This is a genomic window from Citrobacter sp. W9 (assembly GCF_026719375.1).
Taxonomy (GTDB): Bacteria; Pseudomonadota; Gammaproteobacteria; order Enterobacterales; family Enterobacteriaceae; genus Citrobacter; species Citrobacter werkmanii.
Genome location: NZ_JAPPTE010000001.1, coordinates 501,635 through 518,352 on the forward strand (window position 1 = coordinate 501,635; position 16,718 = coordinate 518,352).

The following is a 16,718-nucleotide window of genomic DNA, read 5'->3' on the forward strand; positions in this document are numbered from 1 at the left end:
ACAGTAAATCAGACGCAGTTAACGGACAACCAGTACCGGCAGAGTGGCGTGGCGGACAACGCTGGAGGCGTTTGAGCCGAGCAGGTGGGTACTGATGGACGGGTTACGTGACCCAATGACCACCACATCCGCATTCAACTCTTCACCCAACTCGTTGACCACGTCACGGACGCTACCAAAGCGCACGTGTTGTTTAATGCGGGAGGGATCGATGCTGAAGTGACCGACCATTGTTTGCAGACGCGTTTCCGCTTCGTGTTGCAGATGCTCTTCAAAACGACGAACGTCTGCCGCAAAGCGGTGCAGGCTTAAGCTTGCTGAGCCTGGCAGCACATGCAGCAGATGGATAACGCCGTTTTCCTGTGCCAGGAATTCTGCATGGCGAATAGCCTTGTCACTCAGTTCCATTTCGAATACATCAACAGGCATTATGATTGTGTTGTACATAAACATTCTCCTTGTCATTACATGAACACATAACAGCATAGTATTAAAAATGATTCTGTCAGTCACGGCACAGATTTATGTTTTGCGAACAGGAAATAACGTGAGGAGCGGGGAGATGAGGAGTAACCGGAAAGAGGATGCAGATGCATCCCCTGCAAGATAAAGCGAATAGCTTTGATAAGACAGAGTTAGCGCAGGTAGTCGCCCGCAGCTTCTGGTTGGTACTCAAGCTCGATGACTTCGAGGTGTGTTGATGTACCGCCCGGCAGTTCCCAGTGAATGGTGTCGCCAACGCGCAGGCCCAGCAGTGCCGCGCCAACAGGCGCCATGACGGAAAGCTGTGTGCTGCTGTCAGTCATATTAGCCGGATACACCAGGGTACGCACACGGACTTCGCCATCACTCAGATTGCGGAATTTCACGCGGCTGTTCATGGTCACGACATCGTGCGGCATGGTTTCTGGAGAACACATTTGCGCGCGATCCAGCTCGGCGTTCAGGGCGTCGGCAATGGGTAAACCAGCAAACGCAGGTTGCTCCAACAGGCGGTCAATGCGTTCCGCATCGAGGTCGTTAATGATGATAGTTGGTCTGGACATTTATTACTCCATGTCGTCGATACTGCGGGTGCGCAGGTAAATAATCCCAAAAGAAAACCCTCACCGTCAGGCGGCAAGGGTTTAGCTTGTATGATGATACTGAGACTTACCCCATGTTTGAAGTGATTTAGTTCACATTCAGGTAAATCATCAATATTGTCGCATATGGTGTGATTTTAGCCGAAAAACGTGATCGTTCTCCAATTTGCATTATGCTTTTTAAGCGCTCGTTGCGGGTGCGTCAATACAACTCAGTGTTCCGCTACAGGAGATCTCATGAGCCAGTACGACAAACTTACCTTAAAAGACGGCAGCTATTTGCATTTTAAAGACTGGGGAAGTGGACAGCCCATCGTGTTCAGTCATGGTTGGCCGCTGACGGCAGATGCGTTTGAGGATCAGATGCTGTTTCTTGGGTCGAAAGGATTTCGTGTGATCGCCCATGACAGGCGCGGACATGGCCGCTCGGCCCAACCGTGGGATGGCCACAATATGGATCAGTATGCTGACGATCTGGCTGAACTTACCGCGCATCTCAATCTTAAAGATGCCGTGCATGTTGGGCACTCTACCGGCGGTGGGGAAGTGGCGCGTTATATTGGCCGCCATGGGACGCAGCGGGTGGCAAAAGCGGTGTTAATTGGCGCGGTGACGCCCATCATGATCAAGACCGACTTTAACCCGAATGGCGTGCCGAAAGAGGTGTTTGATGGCATCCGGGAAGGGGTAGTGAACGATCGCGCCGCCTTCTTCTATGAACTGACCGCGGCATTCTATGGTTATAACCGTCCGGGCGCAAAAGAGTCGAAAGCCGTCCGGGAAAGTTTTGTTGAACAGGGCTTACAAGGGTCCATCAAAGCGTTGTACGACTGCATTCATGCGTTTTCAGAAACAGACCTGCGTGGCGATCTCGAAAAAATGACCATCCCGACGCTGGTGATCCACGGCGATGACGATCAGATTGTCCCGTTTGAAACCTGCGGCAAGGTCGCGGCAGAAATATTGCCGGATGCGCAGTTGAAGGTATATGCCGGTGGTTCTCACGGTATTTGCACCACCCATAAACAGCAGATCAATGGCGATCTGCTCAACTTTATTCAGTCGTAATCTTTAACGGATTGTTCTACGCTGATCTTCTTTTTCCAGGGAGATGAGCGAAGCATAATTCGTGCTGCGCTACCGTTAATGACACCAGAGAAGGCTATGTATTTCTATCAACCATCACAGGGACACGGCTTACCGCACGACCCGCTAAATGCCATCATTGGACCGCGCCCCATTGGCTGGATTGCGTCGCGCGACAGTAACGGGCGACATAATCTGGCGCCATACAGTTTCTTTAATTGCTTTAACTACCATCCGCCGATTATTGGTTTTGCCAGCAGCGGCTGGAAAGACAGCGTGCGGAATATTGTCGAAACCGGTGAGTTTGTCTGGAACCTGACCACCCTTGAACTGGCTGGCGCGATGAATGAAACGTCTGCCAGCTTGCCGCACGGCGAGGACGAGTTTTTTGCCGCTGGGCTGAATAAAGCCGACAGCCGGATTGTCAGCGTGCCGCGCGTGGCGCAAAGCCCGGTTAATTTTGAGTGTCGTTTATCGCAAACTCTGCAACTGACCACTGCTGACGGCGCGCCTGTAGAAACCTGGCTGGTGCTGGGAGAAGTGGTGGGCATCCATATAGATGAAACGCTACTGGAAGAAGGCATCTACCAGACGGCGAAAGCGAAGCCGGTACTGCGTGCGGGTGGACCCACGGCGTACTATTCAATCAGTGAAACACACCGTTTTGATCTGGTTCGCCCGGACGCCCGTTTGCAACGCTAAGCATGCAGACCGACGCCCGGTTTGCGCGTCGGTCATGATTTTCAGTATCCAGCCTTGTCGATAATAAACTGTTTACCGCAGTTACCCGGATGCGGCTGCGGTAAGAATGACTGCGCAGATAGCGGTTGATTGATGGTGTCGGCTTTCAGGGATAGCTGGATCTCTGTGAGATAAGCCGGATTGCCGTGGCAGCTTAGCTTCACGGCTTTGACGTTCTCTTTGCCCCAGCTTTTGGCGATAGCGGCGTCAAATGCGTTGCGGCTGACGGTTTTGCCGTAGTTATCCGCCAGGAACTTGCCCGCTTCACTGTTTTTGAATTCATTATTCAGCCGCACCATCGTGCCAAAGTACACGTCGGGATCAAAACCAAAACAGGCGCCGTGTTTGGCATACTCGTAGCGTTCCAGGCAGGATGTTCCGCCAGCGCCTGGCATCACCGCGCTCAGTTTCGCCGCACTCTCCAGTGACAGGCCGGTTTCAGGCGCTGCGCATTTACGGCTGGCACGCGCTTCAGGCAGGTTAGGGACAGGACGCGTTGCGCAGCCAAAACGCATCCAGCGGCGGTTGTCTACCCCGCGAGCGGCGATTGATTTTGGCAGGCTGGGCCACAGGCCGTGAACGGTCAGAAAATCCGCTTTGTCTGCAATCTCTTTTTGCAGACGACATTCGTCGGGTTCCTGACGATTACGCTCGTGTTGGCTTTGACAGAAACCGGTTTGCCAGGAGAGGGCCAGCACGTAGCGGTCAAAATCAGCGTACTGTTTTGCCTGAAGTTCATCGGCCTGAGCCACAGAAACTGGCAGCAGAAGCGCTGCCAGTAAAGAAGAATAACGCCACGTTGATGTCATGATGATTTCGGATACTTATATAAATTCTGAATATCATCTATTTAATCATAAAAAATGCCAGTCAGGTTTAGCTGACTGGCATCATTTTCATCAGGCGTGAGCCGGAATGATTAGCTCCACATTGCCAGAATCGGCCAGCCGACCAGCAGAAGCATAGCGATGTAGATAACGCCGAAGATAGCTCCCAGACGCCAGTAGTCTTTAGACTTCACATAACCACAACCGTAGATGATAACGCCAGGGCCGGTTGCATACGGCGTCAGGCAGCCCATGATACCGATGGACAGCACCAGCAGGATACACAGATGTTCCATTGGAACGCCCGGGATACCTTTACCGACCGCCAGAATAACCGGCAGCATGGTGGCGGTGTGTGCGGAAAGGCTGGCGAACAGGTAGTGAGCAAAGTAGAACACCAGCACCAGCACGATCACGGTCGCGTTAGGTGAGAAGCCTTCCAGGTGCGTGCTCATGGTGTTAGCGAACCAGTCAATGAAGCCTGAACGGGTCAAACCATTTGCCATAACAACCAGCGTGGCGAGGTTTACCAGAGTGTTCCATGCGCTGTTATAGCGGGTAATATCTTTCCACGGTACAACGTGTAGCGCCAGCATCAGGGAAACCGCCAGCAGACCCACCGCGGTGGCATCAATCAGTTTACCCCCGAAGACCCACAGACCCAGGCTGAGCAGAACCAGACCGATCAGGGTCAGCTCTTTACGCGTCAGTTTACCCATGGTTTTCAGTTCTTCACCGGCCCATGCGGCAACTTCAGCACTGTGAGTGACTTCTGGTTTGTACAGAACATAGGACAGCCACGGCGCAACGATCAGCAAAATAATACCGACCGGCAGGAAGCTGAGGAACCATTGCAGCCAACTGATTTGAATGCCAGCAATTTTGTTGACGAATTCCAGACCCAGTACGTTCGGCGCCGCGCCGGTCACGAACATAGAGGAGCTCAGGCTGGTACTGATGACCATCATCCACATCAGATATCCGCCGATACGGCGCGCGGAAGGATCGTTCGGGAATGATTTAAACAGCGGCGGCAGGTTTTTGATAACCGGGAATACGGTACCACCGGTACGCGCGGTGTTGGACGGTGTAAACGGCGCCAGCAGGATGTCGATAATAACAATCGCATAGCCCAGCGTCAGGGTACGTTTACCCATGAATTTCACCATGAACAGCGCGATACGACGACCCAGGCCGGTAACTTCATAACCCAGTGCGAAAATAAACGCGCCAAACACCAGCCACACGGTGGTGCTGGAGAAGCCCGCCAGACCCCATTTCAGCGCTTGCTTACCCGCTTTGAATGCCGGGTCGGCCAACTCGGATGCGTCAAACAGCAGATAGTTACTGCCGATAACGCAGATCGTCACGGCGATAAAGCTGATTGCCGTTGCCGGAATGGGCTCCAGAATCATCCCGACAATCATGGCCACGAACACGGCAAAATAGTGCCATGCCTGTGGGGGCATGCCATCAGGGACGGGGATAAGAAACATGACGCCCATGACTACCAATGGGGCCAGTAACTTCCAAATTTTATCTTTTGCTAAAGACATGTGTGTGATTCTCCGGAAAGGATCTTTAATTGTGATAATGATGAACTTGTGAAATCTGAGCTAAGAACCATGTGACGATCAGCAGATCGGCGCAGCCTCCAGGACTGAGGTTGCGTTCAATGCACTGTTGGTCGAACTGGCGTAGGTATTCGAGATCGGCAGGGGTACGAATCCCGCCTTGTTGTAACAACGTGGAGGCCTGCTGCTGTAGCCAGCGCAAACCTTCTGCGCCACCACGGGAAGCCACGTTGGTGTCGCCGTTGATAGACATCAGCAGCAGTAACGTATCGAGTAACGCCAGTTCAGGATCGCGGCCCTCAGCCAGCAGTGCACGGTAGTGCGGCAGAGCATGCTGAATGACGAGGGGATATCCTGCTTCGGCTTCGCCGCGTGCGCCGGTTAATCCCAGTTGCTGATAAAGACGTTGGCCAGCCGTGAGTTGTTGGTTGTTCTGGCGCAGTTCGCGCTCGGTCAGGCCACGGCAAAATGTTGCTGCCGTAGAGCAAAGGGTTTCAGCGGTAACGCTCAGGCGGAGCTGGAGCAGGCGGCCAATGGCGGCGCACAGTAATCCCAGCGAGAAGATGCTGCCTTTATGGGTGTTCACTCCGGCAGTAGCGCGAAACATATCGGCTTCGCAGGCCATGCCCAGCGGACGTAGTCCTGGCAGGACATCTTCCGGCGACTGCTGTGCGCTAAAGGCGCCGTATTCGATAAAACGCGGCAGCCATGTCTGAATCGCTTCAGCACTGCGATAAAAATCTTCCAGCGCCATATCTTTATGCGCGCCGTTATTAATACGATCCACCAGACCCGGTTTAGGCGACAGGTTGACTTCCGTCAGCATGGCGCGCCACGCCAGCGTGGCGTAAGCGTCAGGCAGATCCAGAGGAAGAACTGCGTTATGAGTTGATGTTGCGGGAATCGGCATCATGCAGCAGTGCCTCCATCTGAGTGAGTAAGTCGGAAAGCGCGTGAGTTTTACCTCGCGCGCATTCGGCAGCGCTTTGCTCGCACAGCAGACAGCGGCGGGCAGGGAGCGCGAAATGACGCCGGGACAGAATTTCCCCTTCAGGGTTCAGGACGTCGATGTCCCATAACCGTCCCAGCGGATGTGAATGCTCAAGTCCGATAGTGGCGAGCTTGAGGTCCAGGGCCGGAGCCTCAATGGCCAGCAGGCCTTCCGGTCCGCTGGCAGAGACCAGCGCAGTTTGCTCCCTGACAATCCAGGCGGATTTTTCCGCCAGCGCGAGCAGGGCGGTGACGCCGTGATTAAAGATGCGACGGGTTAATTCGCTGTCTTTAATCGGACCTGGCGCGACCACGGTAAACGAGACCAGTGGCGCGTGATGACGCGTGAGCCAGGCATGCTGCCTTGCTTGTCTCTCATCTCGGCTGGCGAGCAGCTCAGGGATGGAAACCGCGTGGCAGGTGGCGTGTTCAGGGAGCAGGTGCATGGTTTATTCCTTCACCTGATGCACAACGTCAATTACCGAACCATCGCGGTAGCGCACAACGGCAATTACGCGATCGGTAAATTCGATGGCGCGCGGTTGACCGGTTAGCTGCTGTGCACGTTCGCGCAGCCATTCAATCGACACCACTTTCATGCCAGCTTCTTGCAGGCGTTCCGCCAGTTCAGGGCGAGCAGGGTTGACGGCGATACCGTGGTCGGTAACCAGAATGTCAACGCTGGAACCTGGAGTTACGCAGGTCAGCACGTTATCTACCAATGTCGGGATGCGTCCACGAACCAGCGGTGCGACGATGATAGAAAGCGCTGCGGCCACAGCCGTATCGCAGTGACCACCGGAAGCGCCACGCAGTACGCCGTCGGAGCCGGTCAGTACGTTAACGTTGAAGCTGGTGTCTACTTCTAATGCGCTCAGTACCACAACGTCCAGGCGGTCAACGGATGCGCCTTTCGAGCCCCAGTTAGCGTACTGGTTAGCGCTGATCTCAATGTGGTTTGGATTGCGGGCCAGAGATTTCGCGGCGGTACTGTCGAAGCTTTGTACATCCAGCAGTTTGCGGATTAAGCCTTTTTCATGCAGATCAACGATGGTGGCGGTGATGCCGCCCAGCGCGAAATCGGCATGGATGTCACGGCTACGCATTTTGTCTTCCAGGAAACGGGTAACGGCCAGAGACGCGCCGCCGGTTCCTGTCTGCAATGAGAAGCCTTCATTGAAGTAACCGGAGTTAGCAATGACGTCTGCCGCGCTGCGGGCGATCAACAATTCACGCGGATTGGTAGTCATACGGGTCGCGTCAGCACCAATTTTGTCCGCATCGCCGACCTGGTCGATCTGCACGATCAGATCCACTTGATCCTGGGTAATGCTGGCCGGGTTGTGCGGATAGCTCAGCAGTTGTTCTGTCAGCAGAACAACCTGCCTGGCGTTCTCGGCATCGACGCGGGCATAGCCCAGTGAGCCGCAGCACGCTTTGCCGGTATAACCGTTAGCATTACCAAACTGGTCGCACGCCGGTACGCCGAGGAATGCGACATCAATGTTGAGTTCGCCACTTTGCACCAGGTGTACACGACCACCGTGGGAGTGGATTTGCACCGGCTCAGCCAGCAGACCACGAGAGATCTCTTCTGCCAGCGGGCCACGCAGCCCGGAGGTATAAATTCGGCTGACCACGCCCTGACGGATGTGCTCAACCAGCGGCGCGTGGCAGTCGCTCAGGGAGCTTGAGGCCAGCGTCAGATTTTTAAAGCCCATGTTGGCGATGGCGTCCATCACCAGGTTAATCGTCAGATCGCCACCGCGAAATGCGTGGTGGAAAGAGATAGTCATACCATCCTGTAAACCTGAACGACGAATGGCGTCTTCCAGATTAGCGCACAGCTTTTTGTCGCGCGGTTTTTGCGCCTGCAATTCTACTTTTGCGGTGCTCTGATAAGCGGAAAGCTCGCTTTCTGCATGACGGCTCCAGGTCGCCACGCGATCCTGGCGTTGAGACTGTTCGATTTTCTGCGTCATTTTTTTGCCTTATTCTTCGCGAATGCCGGAAAGTTCTGCACGGGAGATAACCAGAAGGGCGCGCTCGATAACCGGGCTGTCGACCATCTTGCCGTTCAGGGAAACCACGCCACGACCTTCGCGGGCTGCAGCTTCAGCGGCTTCCACCACCAGACGGGCATGAGCCAGCTCTTTGCGCGTCGGGGCATAGAGGTTATGCAGAAGTTCAATCTGGCGAGGGTTGATCAGCGATTTGCCGTCAAAACCCAGTTGCTTGATGTGTGAGGCTTCGTGCAGGAAACCTGCTTCGTTGTTGGCATCGGAATAGACGGTATCGAATGCCTGAATACCGGCAGAGCGCGCAGCCTGCAAAATAGAGCAGCGGGCAAACAGCAGTTCAGTCCCTTCCGGGGAACGTTCAGTGCGCAGGTTACGCACATAATCTTCAGCACCCAGTGCAATACCAATCAGGCGCTCGGAAGCGTGGGCGATTTCTACCGCGCGGGTAATGCCTAACGGCGATTCGATAGCGGCTAACAGACCGGTGCTGCCGGGTTCGCGACCACAGGCGTTTTCGATGCGCAGGATTTCGTTTTCGATGTCGATGACATCCTGTGCGGTATCGGTTTTCGGTAAACGCACGATGTCGGCGCCGCCGCGCACAACGGCTTCGAGGTCGTTGATGCCCCATTCGGAGTCGAGGGCGTTTACGCGCACGATGGTTTCTACGTCGTGATACAGCGGATGTTGCAGCGCGTGGTACACCATGCGGCGGGCGGTATCTTTTTCACGCAGCGCGACGGAGTCTTCCAGGTCGAACATCAGCGCATCAGCCGGGTAGATAAACGAGTTGCTGACCATGGCGGCATTGGCGCCCGGTACGAACAACATGCTACGGCGGGTACGGGTTTTACGTTGTTGTAAAGATTCGGCAATCACTGGCAATCCTCCCATGGCAGTGCCGGAATACCGCCAGCGCGGGCCAGTAGTGCTTCCAGTCGCGCACGTAAAATGCAGTCCAGTGCGCCTTTATCATCAACATTTAATTGCACGCCGCGTACGTTGTAGCGGGACAGTACGTCCAGAATGGTGGCCCGAATGGCATCACCGAACTGCTTTTCGACGCTACTGTTAACCTGCAGGTCAATATCCTGCGAATCGAGTGGGGCGATGCGAATCATCACATCACCGGACTCGAGTGTGCCTGCGACGGCTGCCTGGTTTATTTTCATTTTTCACCTGTTGCTAATGCGGGGGTATTTTGGCGGACTGCCGCACCCGATGAGGCTCGTTCAACCATGCTTTGCAGATAGCGCAGCGTGGCGTCAGGAACCAGGGATGCGATAGCCGTGAGATCTTTTTTAACCAGCAGCTTGCGCACCCAGGAGGCGGAAATCGGCATCTCCTGGAAGCACAGCCGCTCAATTTCCACCAGTTCAATCGGTGGGGCGGGAAGCGTTGGGGTCTCCAGCCAGTAACGCATATCGTTGTTGTACTGGGAGGTGACGGTGCAATACGGCTCGGTACCCACGAAACGGTGCGTAACGCCGAGAGCCGGGGCCAGGTACTGGCGGAAGATTTTCAGGTCTATTTCGGTGTAGCAGTGGTTAATAACGCTCTGCTCTTTGATGAAGTAGCACGGGAACGTGGCGCGGGAAATGATGTATTCCGAACCGCGATGCACGGTTAAACGCGGAATGTCTTTTGTCCCTTTAAGTACCAGATCCAGTCGGTCTTCATACGGAAAACGCGAGGTATCTTCTTTCACCAAAAACAGATGCAGCCAGTCACATTGCGCGGCCGCCTGTTGGATCAGAAAACGATGACCGTTGGTGAAGGGGTTGGCGTTCATGACGATACAGCCAATTTTTTTCCCTTCATGACGCTGTTTTGCCAGCGATTCGGCGTAGCGTTTCAGCCGCGTGGTGCTGTTTTCCATCAACACCATAATGCCGGGCACGCTGGTGAGTGTGGAAAAGCCGCACTGTTTAAACAGCGATTCGTACTCGGTTTTGGTATAGATGAAGAGGTGCGTACAGTGGCGCTCATAGGCGAGGTTGATGAGTTCTGTCGCCAGCGTCAGCGCCAGGCCTTCACCGCGCACGGACTCACAAATCGCGACGCACTTAATGATATTTCCGGCGATACCGCCACAGGCAATCAGGCGATCGTCACGGGTGACGGTGATAAATACTTCGACGGTGGTATCAACGCTCAGATCGTTCTCTTTCAGAAATTGCGCGATAGCCGCCATCTTTTTATTTTCTGAGCGTTTAACTTGCGTGAATATATTATTACCGAACATAGTAAATAGAGCCCCGATGCTATATTTGTTACTGGGTTTCTGTTTTTGTTGCTCTGATTAGCAACCTGATAACGTTTTGTTTGCAATTGAAGGGAATGGTTTTTTATTACGGAGTATTTCTTTTTTTCCCTGCTGCATACATCGTAAGGAGTATTTTGGAGGTAATTTTTGATTTATTTCACAATAAGTTAGAAGGTTTTAATGTGTTTTATGGTTTTAAGTTTTTTAATTAATTTAACCCGGAAATAGCGCGTGGTTTTAATTTGTTTAATTGATTTAAGGTGGGGAATCTGCAACGATCCTGTTTTATATCGTCACTTTTAAATAAAACATTTTTATTACAACTACAATAGAAAATAAGTTTCGGTAACGTCGGTGAGGAAAATTTATGGCAGAACAGAAAAATAAAACACGGTTTCCTTTTTTTCGCAGTCTGGCGTTTCCGTTACGCATTTTTCTGCTCATTCTGGTCGTTTCTGTTCTTATTATCGCAGCGTTAGCACAATACTTTACCGCCAGTTTTGAAGATTATCTGACGACACATGTCCGCGATATGGCAATGAACCAGGCCAAAATCATCGCCTCTAATGACAGCATCATCACGGCGGTGAAGCATCGTGATTACAAGCGTCTGGCGACTATTGCCGACAAACTACAGAGCGGGACTGATTTCGATTATGTGGTGATTGGAGATACCCATTCTATTCGTCTTTATCATCCGAACCCGGAAAAAATTGGTTACCCGATGCAGTTCACCAAGCCTGGCGCGCTGGAAAAAGGTGAGAGCTACTTTATTACCGGCAAAGGATCTATTGGGATGGCAATGCGCGCCAAAACCCCTATCTTTGATGACGATGGCAAAATCATTGGCGTGGTCTCAATTGGCTATCTGATCAGTAAAATTGATAGCTGGCGATCGGATTTCTTACTGCCAATGGCTGGGGTATTTATCCTGCTGTTGTTGGTACTTATGCTGCTCTCCTGGTTTTTTGCTGCCCATATTCGTCGGCAGATGTTGGGGATGGAGCCTAAACAAATCGCGCGGGTGGTGCGTCAGCAGGAAGCGCTGTTCAGCTCGGTGTATGAAGGGTTGATTGCCGTGGATCCTGACGGATATATCACTGCGATAAACCGCAGTGCGAGGAAAATGCTGGGGCTGTCATCGCCGGGCAGAAAGTGGCTGGGCAAACCGGTAAATGAAGTCGTTCAGCCAGCGGACTTTTTCACCCAGCAGATTGCGGAACAACGCCAGGATGCGATGGTTAATTTTAATGGGTTGAGCGTTATCGCCAACCGTGAGGCGATTCGCTCCGGTGACGAACTGCTCGGCGCCATTATCAGTTTTCGTAGTAAAGATGAAATTGCTACCCTTAATGCGCAATTAACGCAAATCAAACAGTATGTTGAGAGCCTGAGAACGCTGCGTCATGAGCACCTGAACTGGATGTCGACTATCAATGGCCTGCTGCAAATGAAAGAGTATGACCGGGTGCTGGCTATGGTTCAGGGCGAGTCACAGGCACAGCAACAACTGATTGACAGCCTGCGCGGCGCCTTTGCCGATCGTCAGGTGGCGGGTCTGTTATTTGGTAAGGTGCAACGTGCGCGGGAACTGGGTCTTACGATGACCATTGTTCCTGGCAGCCAACTGCGCCAACTGCCTGAAGGGCTGGATAGCACAGAGTTTGCAGCAATTGTTGGCAATCTGCTTGATAATGCATTTGAAGCGAGTTTACGCACCCAGCAAGGCAACAAAGTCGTCGAACTTTATTTGAGCGACGAAGGGGATGATGTGGTCATCGAAGTTGCCGATCAGGGATGCGGTGTGCCGGAAGCATTGCGTGAAAAAATATTTGAACAGGGTGTAAGCACCCGTACCGATGAACCAGGCGAACATGGCATCGGTTTGTATCTGATTGCAAGTTATGTGAGGCGCTGTAACGGGGTGATTACGCTCGAAGATAACTCCCCTTGCGGCACCTTATTTTCTTTATTTCTTCCGAAAGTGAAAAAAAATAATGACGGAACCATTAACGCTACTGATCGTTGAGGATGAAACGCTACTGGCGGAAATGCATGCTGAATATATCCGCCATATACCCGGCTTCAGCCAGATATGGCTGGCGGGTAATCTTGCGCAGGCAAGAATGATGATTGAGCGTTTTAAGCCCGGTTTGATTCTTCTTGATAACTACTTGCCGGACGGTAAGGGTATTACTTTGTTGCATGAGCTGACCCAGGCGCGTTATCCGGGCGGTGTGGTCTTTACCACGGCGGCCAGCGATATGGAAACGGTCTCCGAAGCCGTGCGCAGCGGCGCGTTTGATTATCTGGTCAAACCTATCGCTTACGAGCGGTTGGGGCAGACGCTGACGCGGTATCAACAGCGCAGACGCATGCTGGCAGGCAATGACAGCGCCAGTCAAAAGCAGATTGATGAAATGTTTAACGCCTACGCGCGCGGCGAGCCGAAAGGCGATTTGCCGACCGGGATTGATGCGTTAACGCTGAATGCGGTGCTGAAGCTATTTGCCGATCCGACGGTACATCATACTGCGGAAACGATCGCCCAGGCGCTCACCATCAGTCGTACGACCTCCAGACGTTATCTGGAGTACTGCGCCAGCCGCCATTTGATTATCGCGGAGATTATTCACGGGAAGGTGGGTAGACCGCAGCGTATTTATCACGGCGGCTAATACACGTCATCCTTTAAGCTGCCTCTTTGTTGGCTGCGTGCAGAAACCCCAGTCACATAGTTATCTATGCTCCTGGGGATTTCTTTACTTGCCGCCGCGATGCAGCATAAATGATTTTGTGTATTAAGGTCAGGTATTGACAGGTATCGTTAACCGCCAATCAGGGCAGACGTTGCCGGTACCATCACTTCGGTGGCGATAATCACCACCAGCAGTCCGACCAGCACCGGAACCGAGGTACGTTTCACAACTTCGAACGGAGAAATCTTCGCCATCCCAGCCACAGCCACAACGACGCCGGAGACTGGGGAAATGGTACGCCCGAGGTTGGAGGCCTGAAGCATCGGGATAGCGAGGTAAGCCGGGTTAATGCCGGAAGAGTGTGCCAGTTTCGGGATCATCTCAACGAAAGCATAGAACGGCGCGTTACCGGAACCCGTGGTCATGGCCGCCAGCATGGTCAGGATCACCAGTACCAGCATCAGAATAATACTCGCTGAGCCAAACGAGGTGGCGATAGAAATCAGGCTTTGAATAAAGCCGATGGTACTCAAGCCCTGGGCAAAAACACCCGCAGCGACGAGCAGCATCACTACGTTAGCAAAGGCGTCCGCCATGCCCCGGTAAGCGACTTCCAGACCTGAAAACACCTTCTGAGTATTGAATCCGCGAACAAATTCCAGAACGGCGGCGATGAGCATGCATAGTACCAGGATAGTAATAATGTGCAGCTGCGGACCCCATTTACCATCAAAAATCAGAACGCCTACGATCGGTGTAAACGGCAGGATGGCGTAAAACGACGGCGCGGTAGTGGTGATTTCTGCTACGTCTAACATTTCGTGAGAAATGTTCTCTTTTTTATCCAGGTAGCGCTGCCAGAAAAAGTGTGCGATCGCCATAGCAATGATGGCGGCAATGGAAATTGGCAGCGTGGTTTTAAACGCGAAATCAATCAACGGCATTTCTGCGGCTTTTGCCGCCAGCACCACATCACCGGATGTCGGTGAAAGAATGATTGCGGCAGGGGAAGCGCATATGGCCGCCGCGGCGCCACGGCTGATCCCAACGTTAACCATAACCGGGAAAAGCGTTGCCATCAGCAATACGCCCAGGCCGGTAGCTGACGAGACTGCCAGCGACATCAGACAGGCGACAAAATAGGCGGCAATCATCAACAGATAAGGTGAGTTGATATATTGCAGCGGTTTGGAGGCCAGCTTAACGACCATATCGTTCGCGCCAATATGCGTCATGTAGGCGGCAAAACCGCACAGCATCATAATCATCATGCCGAGATCGCCACCGCGGCTCATCAGCAAAATTTTAATGTATTCAACAATGTCTGTAGCAGTATAGCCCGTCGTTGCTGCGCTGGAAGGCAGAACTTTATGTCCCATCACCGCACTGATAATCAGCAAAACCAGACCGCCAACAAACAGTACGCCGGTGGCGGAATAACCTTTGATGATGTAGCGCGCCACACCCACAATAACCACAACCCCAATAAGGAGTTCAATAAATGTCAACATTGTTTCCCCTGTCGCATTGCTGCCCGGAAAGTAAAAAAACTAAAAAAAGTAAAAAGTGGTGACAGAATGTGCCTAATAAACCGATAACTATTGCTGATTGAAATCAATAAAAATACGGATTCAACCGATGGCCTGACTGTTTTTTCAACATCGTGGTTTAAAAAAGAATATCCCCGGCAAAAACTGTGAAACAGCATTGCTGTTGTGTGTATTTTGATATGAGAGTGTTAAATTATTGTTTCTTTATTTGTCCATCACGTTTGAAAAGAACAATTTATTAGCAATCAAGAGAAAATTATTCCTGTAATAAAGCCCAGTAAATAGAGGGGGAATCATCTTATAAGTATTGCCCGAAGAATATTCTGATTTTTTACCTGCGCATTTTTGTTAAGTTAACATTAAGGTTGAGTTTGCTACAATTGCTAATAACTTCCAGGATGGTAATTAAGTTGTGATTGTCGCTAAACGATATTTTCTCATTTTTTCATTTCTTTTTATTCAGTTAGCTTTCATTCCCCAAGGGGCTGCTGAAGATAAAGGCTGGTTTGCCACGTTTAAAGATAATGTCAGTGAAACCTGGCAGCAACCGGAGCATTATGACCTGTATGTACCGGCTATTACCTGGCATGCCCGTTTTGCCTACGATAAAGAAAAAACCGATCGCTACAATGAACGCCCATGGGGGGCCGGATTTGGCCAGTCCCGTTGGGATGATAAAGGTAACTGGCACGGGCTTTATATTATGGCCTTTAAGGATTCCTACAATAAATGGGAACCGATTGGCGGCTACGGCTGGGAGAAAACCTGGCGACCGCTGCCTGATGAAAACTTCCATACCGGCCTTGGCTTTACCGCTGGTTTTACCGCACGCGATAACTGGAACTACATTCCCGTACCGGTGCTGTTACCGCTGGCGTCAATCGGTTATGGTCCGGCAACGTTCCAGATGACCTACATTCCAGGAACCTATAACAATGGTAACGTCTACTTTGCGTGGTTACGCTTCCAGTTTTGATGGACTGCCTGTATTGTCAGTCAGGTTTTAAAAAAACCATTAAAAACATATGGATGGAAACGGTTACTGAAAAATAACGCGACATTTATCACTTTTTGATAAAGTTCGACTGGACAAAGCGCATCACAATTGTTGTACTGATACCCGACACAGCATTTGTGTCTATTTTTCATGTAAAGGTAATTTTGATGTCTAAGATTAAAGGTAACGTTAAGTGGTTTAATGAGTCCAAAGGATTCGGTTTCATTACTCCGGAAGATGGCAGCAAAGACGTGTTCGTACACTTCTCTGCAATCCAGACCAATGGTTTTAAAACTCTGGCTGAAGGTCAGCGCGTAGAGTTCGAAATCACTAACGGTGCCAAAGGCCCTTCTGCTGCAAACGTAATCGCTCTGTAAGCATACGACAGCAAGCATTCAAAACCCGCTTAATTGCGGGTTTTTTTCGCTCTAATGTGCGGGAGAGGCAGAAACCAGCCAGAATGCCAGGGCGGTCATCGCAAATGATCCCAGCAGATTAACCAGCACATTCACCATAGCCCAGCCAAAGCGTCCTTCCTGAAGTAAAAACACGACCTCTGCCGAGAAGGTGGAGAACGTTGTCAACCCGCCGCAAAAGCCGGTAGTAATCAGTACTTTCCACATTGGATCGATGTTTGTCATGCGATTAAACCACGCCAGACCCATACCAATGATAAACGCGCCAAGTAAGTTTGCCGCCAGCGTACCGAATGGGATAGCCTGATGCAGTGGGTTGAAGCGCATGCTCAACATCCATCTTGCTACGCTACCTGTACCACCACCGATAAAAACCGCTAAAAGAAGTTGTAACACTGCTAAATCCTGCTATTTGATTGTATATAGGATGAGTTTAACGCTGAATAATCACTGTTGGCGAGCCTGA

At 51.7% G+C, this 16,718-nt stretch carries 18 protein-coding genes; 6 read left to right on the forward strand and 12 right to left on the reverse strand.

The window, feature by feature from the left end; translation table 11 throughout:
• Positions 1 to 18: 18 nt before the first annotated feature.
• Both uspG and rnk read right to left on the reverse strand, forming a co-directional pair.
• On the reverse strand, positions 19 to 447 hold the full coding sequence (gene uspG, locus OOJ59_RS02270) for a universal stress protein UspG (protein WP_016152215.1): 429 nt from the start codon (positions 445 to 447) through the stop codon (positions 19 to 21).
• 188 nt (positions 448 to 635) lie between these two features.
• A complete protein-coding gene (gene rnk, locus OOJ59_RS02275; RefSeq protein ID WP_005120853.1) occupies positions 636 to 1,046 on the reverse strand; it encodes a nucleoside diphosphate kinase regulator in 411 nt (136 codons plus the stop codon).
• 276 nt (positions 1,047 to 1,322) lie between these two features.
• Between rnk and OOJ59_RS02280 the strand changes: the two genes are divergently transcribed.
• Both OOJ59_RS02280 and OOJ59_RS02285 read left to right on the forward strand, forming a co-directional pair.
• The gene (locus tag OOJ59_RS02280) at positions 1,323 to 2,153 is read left to right on the forward strand and encodes an alpha/beta fold hydrolase (protein ID WP_038638697.1); all 831 of its coding nucleotides are present in this window, start codon (positions 1,323 to 1,325) and stop codon (positions 2,151 to 2,153) included.
• 96 nt (positions 2,154 to 2,249) lie between these two features.
• The gene (locus OOJ59_RS02285) at positions 2,250 to 2,873 is read left to right on the forward strand and encodes a flavin reductase family protein (protein ID WP_087857129.1); all 624 of its coding nucleotides are present in this window, start codon (positions 2,250 to 2,252) and stop codon (positions 2,871 to 2,873) included.
• 41 nt (positions 2,874 to 2,914) lie between these two features.
• Here OOJ59_RS02285 and rna read toward each other — a convergent pair whose 3' ends face one another.
• From rna to citC, 8 genes are all read right to left on the reverse strand, one after another.
• Positions 2,915 to 3,721, reverse strand: coding sequence for a ribonuclease I (gene rna / locus OOJ59_RS02290; RefSeq protein ID WP_160955443.1), 807 nt, complete (start codon positions 3,719 to 3,721; stop codon positions 2,915 to 2,917).
• Between the two features lie 110 nt (positions 3,722 to 3,831).
• Entirely contained in the window at positions 3,832 to 5,295 is a 1,464-nt protein-coding gene (gene citT / locus OOJ59_RS02295; protein WP_038638704.1) for a citrate/succinate antiporter CitT, read from the reverse strand.
• Between the two features lie 25 nt (positions 5,296 to 5,320).
• Complete coding sequence (gene citG, locus OOJ59_RS02300) at positions 5,321 to 6,226, reverse strand: triphosphoribosyl-dephospho-CoA synthase CitG (RefSeq protein WP_069323151.1); 906 nt, start codon at positions 6,224 to 6,226, stop codon at positions 5,321 to 5,323.
• A complete protein-coding gene (gene citX, locus OOJ59_RS02305) occupies positions 6,195 to 6,749 on the reverse strand; it encodes a citrate lyase holo-[acyl-carrier protein] synthase (protein WP_085047526.1) in 555 nt (184 codons plus the stop codon). Before citX ends, citG begins: the two co-directional genes overlap by 32 nt.
• Positions 6,750 to 6,752: 3 nt before the next feature.
• Positions 6,753 to 8,285 carry a citrate lyase subunit alpha gene (gene citF, locus OOJ59_RS02310; RefSeq protein ID WP_085047525.1) on the reverse strand — a complete coding sequence of 511 codons (1,533 nt, stop codon included), beginning with the start codon at positions 8,283 to 8,285 and terminating at the stop codon, positions 6,753 to 6,755.
• A 9-nt stretch (positions 8,286 to 8,294) separates the two neighbouring features.
• A complete protein-coding gene (locus OOJ59_RS02315) occupies positions 8,295 to 9,203 on the reverse strand; it encodes an aldolase/citrate lyase family protein (protein ID WP_160955442.1) in 909 nt (302 codons plus the stop codon).
• Positions 9,200 to 9,496 carry a citrate lyase acyl carrier protein gene (citD, locus tag OOJ59_RS02320; protein WP_003831276.1) on the reverse strand — a complete coding sequence of 99 codons (297 nt, stop codon included), beginning with the start codon at positions 9,494 to 9,496 and terminating at the stop codon, positions 9,200 to 9,202. The genes OOJ59_RS02315 and citD overlap by 4 nt, the downstream gene beginning before the upstream one ends.
• Positions 9,493 to 10,569 carry a [citrate (pro-3S)-lyase] ligase gene (citC, locus tag OOJ59_RS02325; RefSeq protein WP_038638718.1) on the reverse strand — a complete coding sequence of 359 codons (1,077 nt, stop codon included), beginning with the start codon at positions 10,567 to 10,569 and terminating at the stop codon, positions 9,493 to 9,495. The genes citD and citC overlap by 4 nt, the downstream gene beginning before the upstream one ends.
• 388 nt (positions 10,570 to 10,957) lie before the next feature.
• On the opposite strand from citC, the gene dpiB reads away from it, so the two are divergent.
• Positions 10,958 to 12,619, forward strand: coding sequence for a sensor histidine kinase DpiB (dpiB, locus tag OOJ59_RS02330; RefSeq protein WP_038638721.1), 1,662 nt, complete (start codon positions 10,958 to 10,960; stop codon positions 12,617 to 12,619).
• Positions 12,588 to 13,268: a two-component response regulator DpiA gene (gene dpiA / locus OOJ59_RS02335; protein ID WP_003831279.1), complete on the forward strand. Its 681-nt coding sequence runs from the start codon at positions 12,588 to 12,590 to the stop codon at positions 13,266 to 13,268. The genes dpiB and dpiA overlap by 32 nt, the downstream gene beginning before the upstream one ends.
• Positions 13,269 to 13,417: 149 nt before the next feature.
• Here dpiA and dcuC read toward each other — a convergent pair whose 3' ends face one another.
• Complete coding sequence (dcuC, locus tag OOJ59_RS02340; RefSeq protein WP_038638723.1) at positions 13,418 to 14,800, reverse strand: anaerobic C4-dicarboxylate transporter DcuC; 1,383 nt, start codon at positions 14,798 to 14,800, stop codon at positions 13,418 to 13,420.
• Positions 14,801 to 15,251: 451 nt separating this feature from the next.
• Between dcuC and pagP the strand changes: the two genes are divergently transcribed.
• Positions 15,252 to 15,815 carry a lipid IV(A) palmitoyltransferase PagP gene (pagP, locus tag OOJ59_RS02345; protein WP_038638726.1) on the forward strand — a complete coding sequence of 188 codons (564 nt, stop codon included), beginning with the start codon at positions 15,252 to 15,254 and terminating at the stop codon, positions 15,813 to 15,815.
• A gap of 188 nt (positions 15,816 to 16,003) precedes the next feature.
• A complete protein-coding gene (cspE, locus tag OOJ59_RS02350; RefSeq protein WP_000034825.1) occupies positions 16,004 to 16,213 on the forward strand; it encodes a transcription antiterminator/RNA stability regulator CspE in 210 nt (69 codons plus the stop codon).
• A 51-nt stretch (positions 16,214 to 16,264) separates the two neighbouring features.
• Here the strand turns inward: cspE and crcB are convergent, their stop codons facing one another.
• Positions 16,265 to 16,648, reverse strand: coding sequence for a fluoride efflux transporter CrcB (gene crcB, locus OOJ59_RS02355; RefSeq protein ID WP_003831281.1), 384 nt, complete (start codon positions 16,646 to 16,648; stop codon positions 16,265 to 16,267).
• Positions 16,649 to 16,718: the final 70 nt, after the last annotated feature.

Coding starts and splice junctions, on each gene's coding strand:
- uspG (WP_016152215.1), bottom strand. CDS start 447: ATGTACAACACAATCATAATGCCTGTTGATGTATTCGAAATGGAACTG.
- rnk (WP_005120853.1), bottom strand. CDS start 1,046: ATGTCCAGACCAACTATCATCATTAACGACCTCGATGCGGAACGCATT.
- OOJ59_RS02280 (WP_038638697.1), top strand. CDS start 1,323: ATGAGCCAGTACGACAAACTTACCTTAAAAGACGGCAGCTATTTGCAT.
- OOJ59_RS02285 (WP_087857129.1), top strand. CDS start 2,250: ATGTATTTCTATCAACCATCACAGGGACACGGCTTACCGCACGACCCG.
- rna (WP_160955443.1), bottom strand. CDS start 3,721: ATGACATCAACGTGGCGTTATTCTTCTTTACTGGCAGCGCTTCTGCTG.
- citT (WP_038638704.1), bottom strand. CDS start 5,295: ATGTCTTTAGCAAAAGATAAAATTTGGAAGTTACTGGCCCCATTGGTA.
- citG (WP_069323151.1), bottom strand. CDS start 6,226: ATGATGCCGATTCCCGCAACATCAACTCATAACGCAGTTCTTCCTCTG.
- citX (WP_085047526.1), bottom strand. CDS start 6,749: ATGCACCTGCTCCCTGAACACGCCACCTGCCACGCGGTTTCCATCCCT.
- citF (WP_085047525.1), bottom strand. CDS start 8,285: ATGACGCAGAAAATCGAACAGTCTCAACGCCAGGATCGCGTGGCGACC.
- citD (WP_003831276.1), bottom strand. CDS start 9,496: ATGAAAATAAACCAGGCAGCCGTCGCAGGCACACTCGAGTCCGGTGAT.
- citC (WP_038638718.1), bottom strand. CDS start 10,569: ATGTTCGGTAATAATATATTCACGCAAGTTAAACGCTCAGAAAATAAA.
- dpiB (WP_038638721.1), top strand. CDS start 10,958: ATGGCAGAACAGAAAAATAAAACACGGTTTCCTTTTTTTCGCAGTCTG.
- dpiA (WP_003831279.1), top strand. CDS start 12,588: ATGACGGAACCATTAACGCTACTGATCGTTGAGGATGAAACGCTACTG.
- dcuC (WP_038638723.1), bottom strand. CDS start 14,800: ATGTTGACATTTATTGAACTCCTTATTGGGGTTGTGGTTATTGTGGGT.
- cspE (WP_000034825.1), top strand. CDS start 16,004: ATGTCTAAGATTAAAGGTAACGTTAAGTGGTTTAATGAGTCCAAAGGA.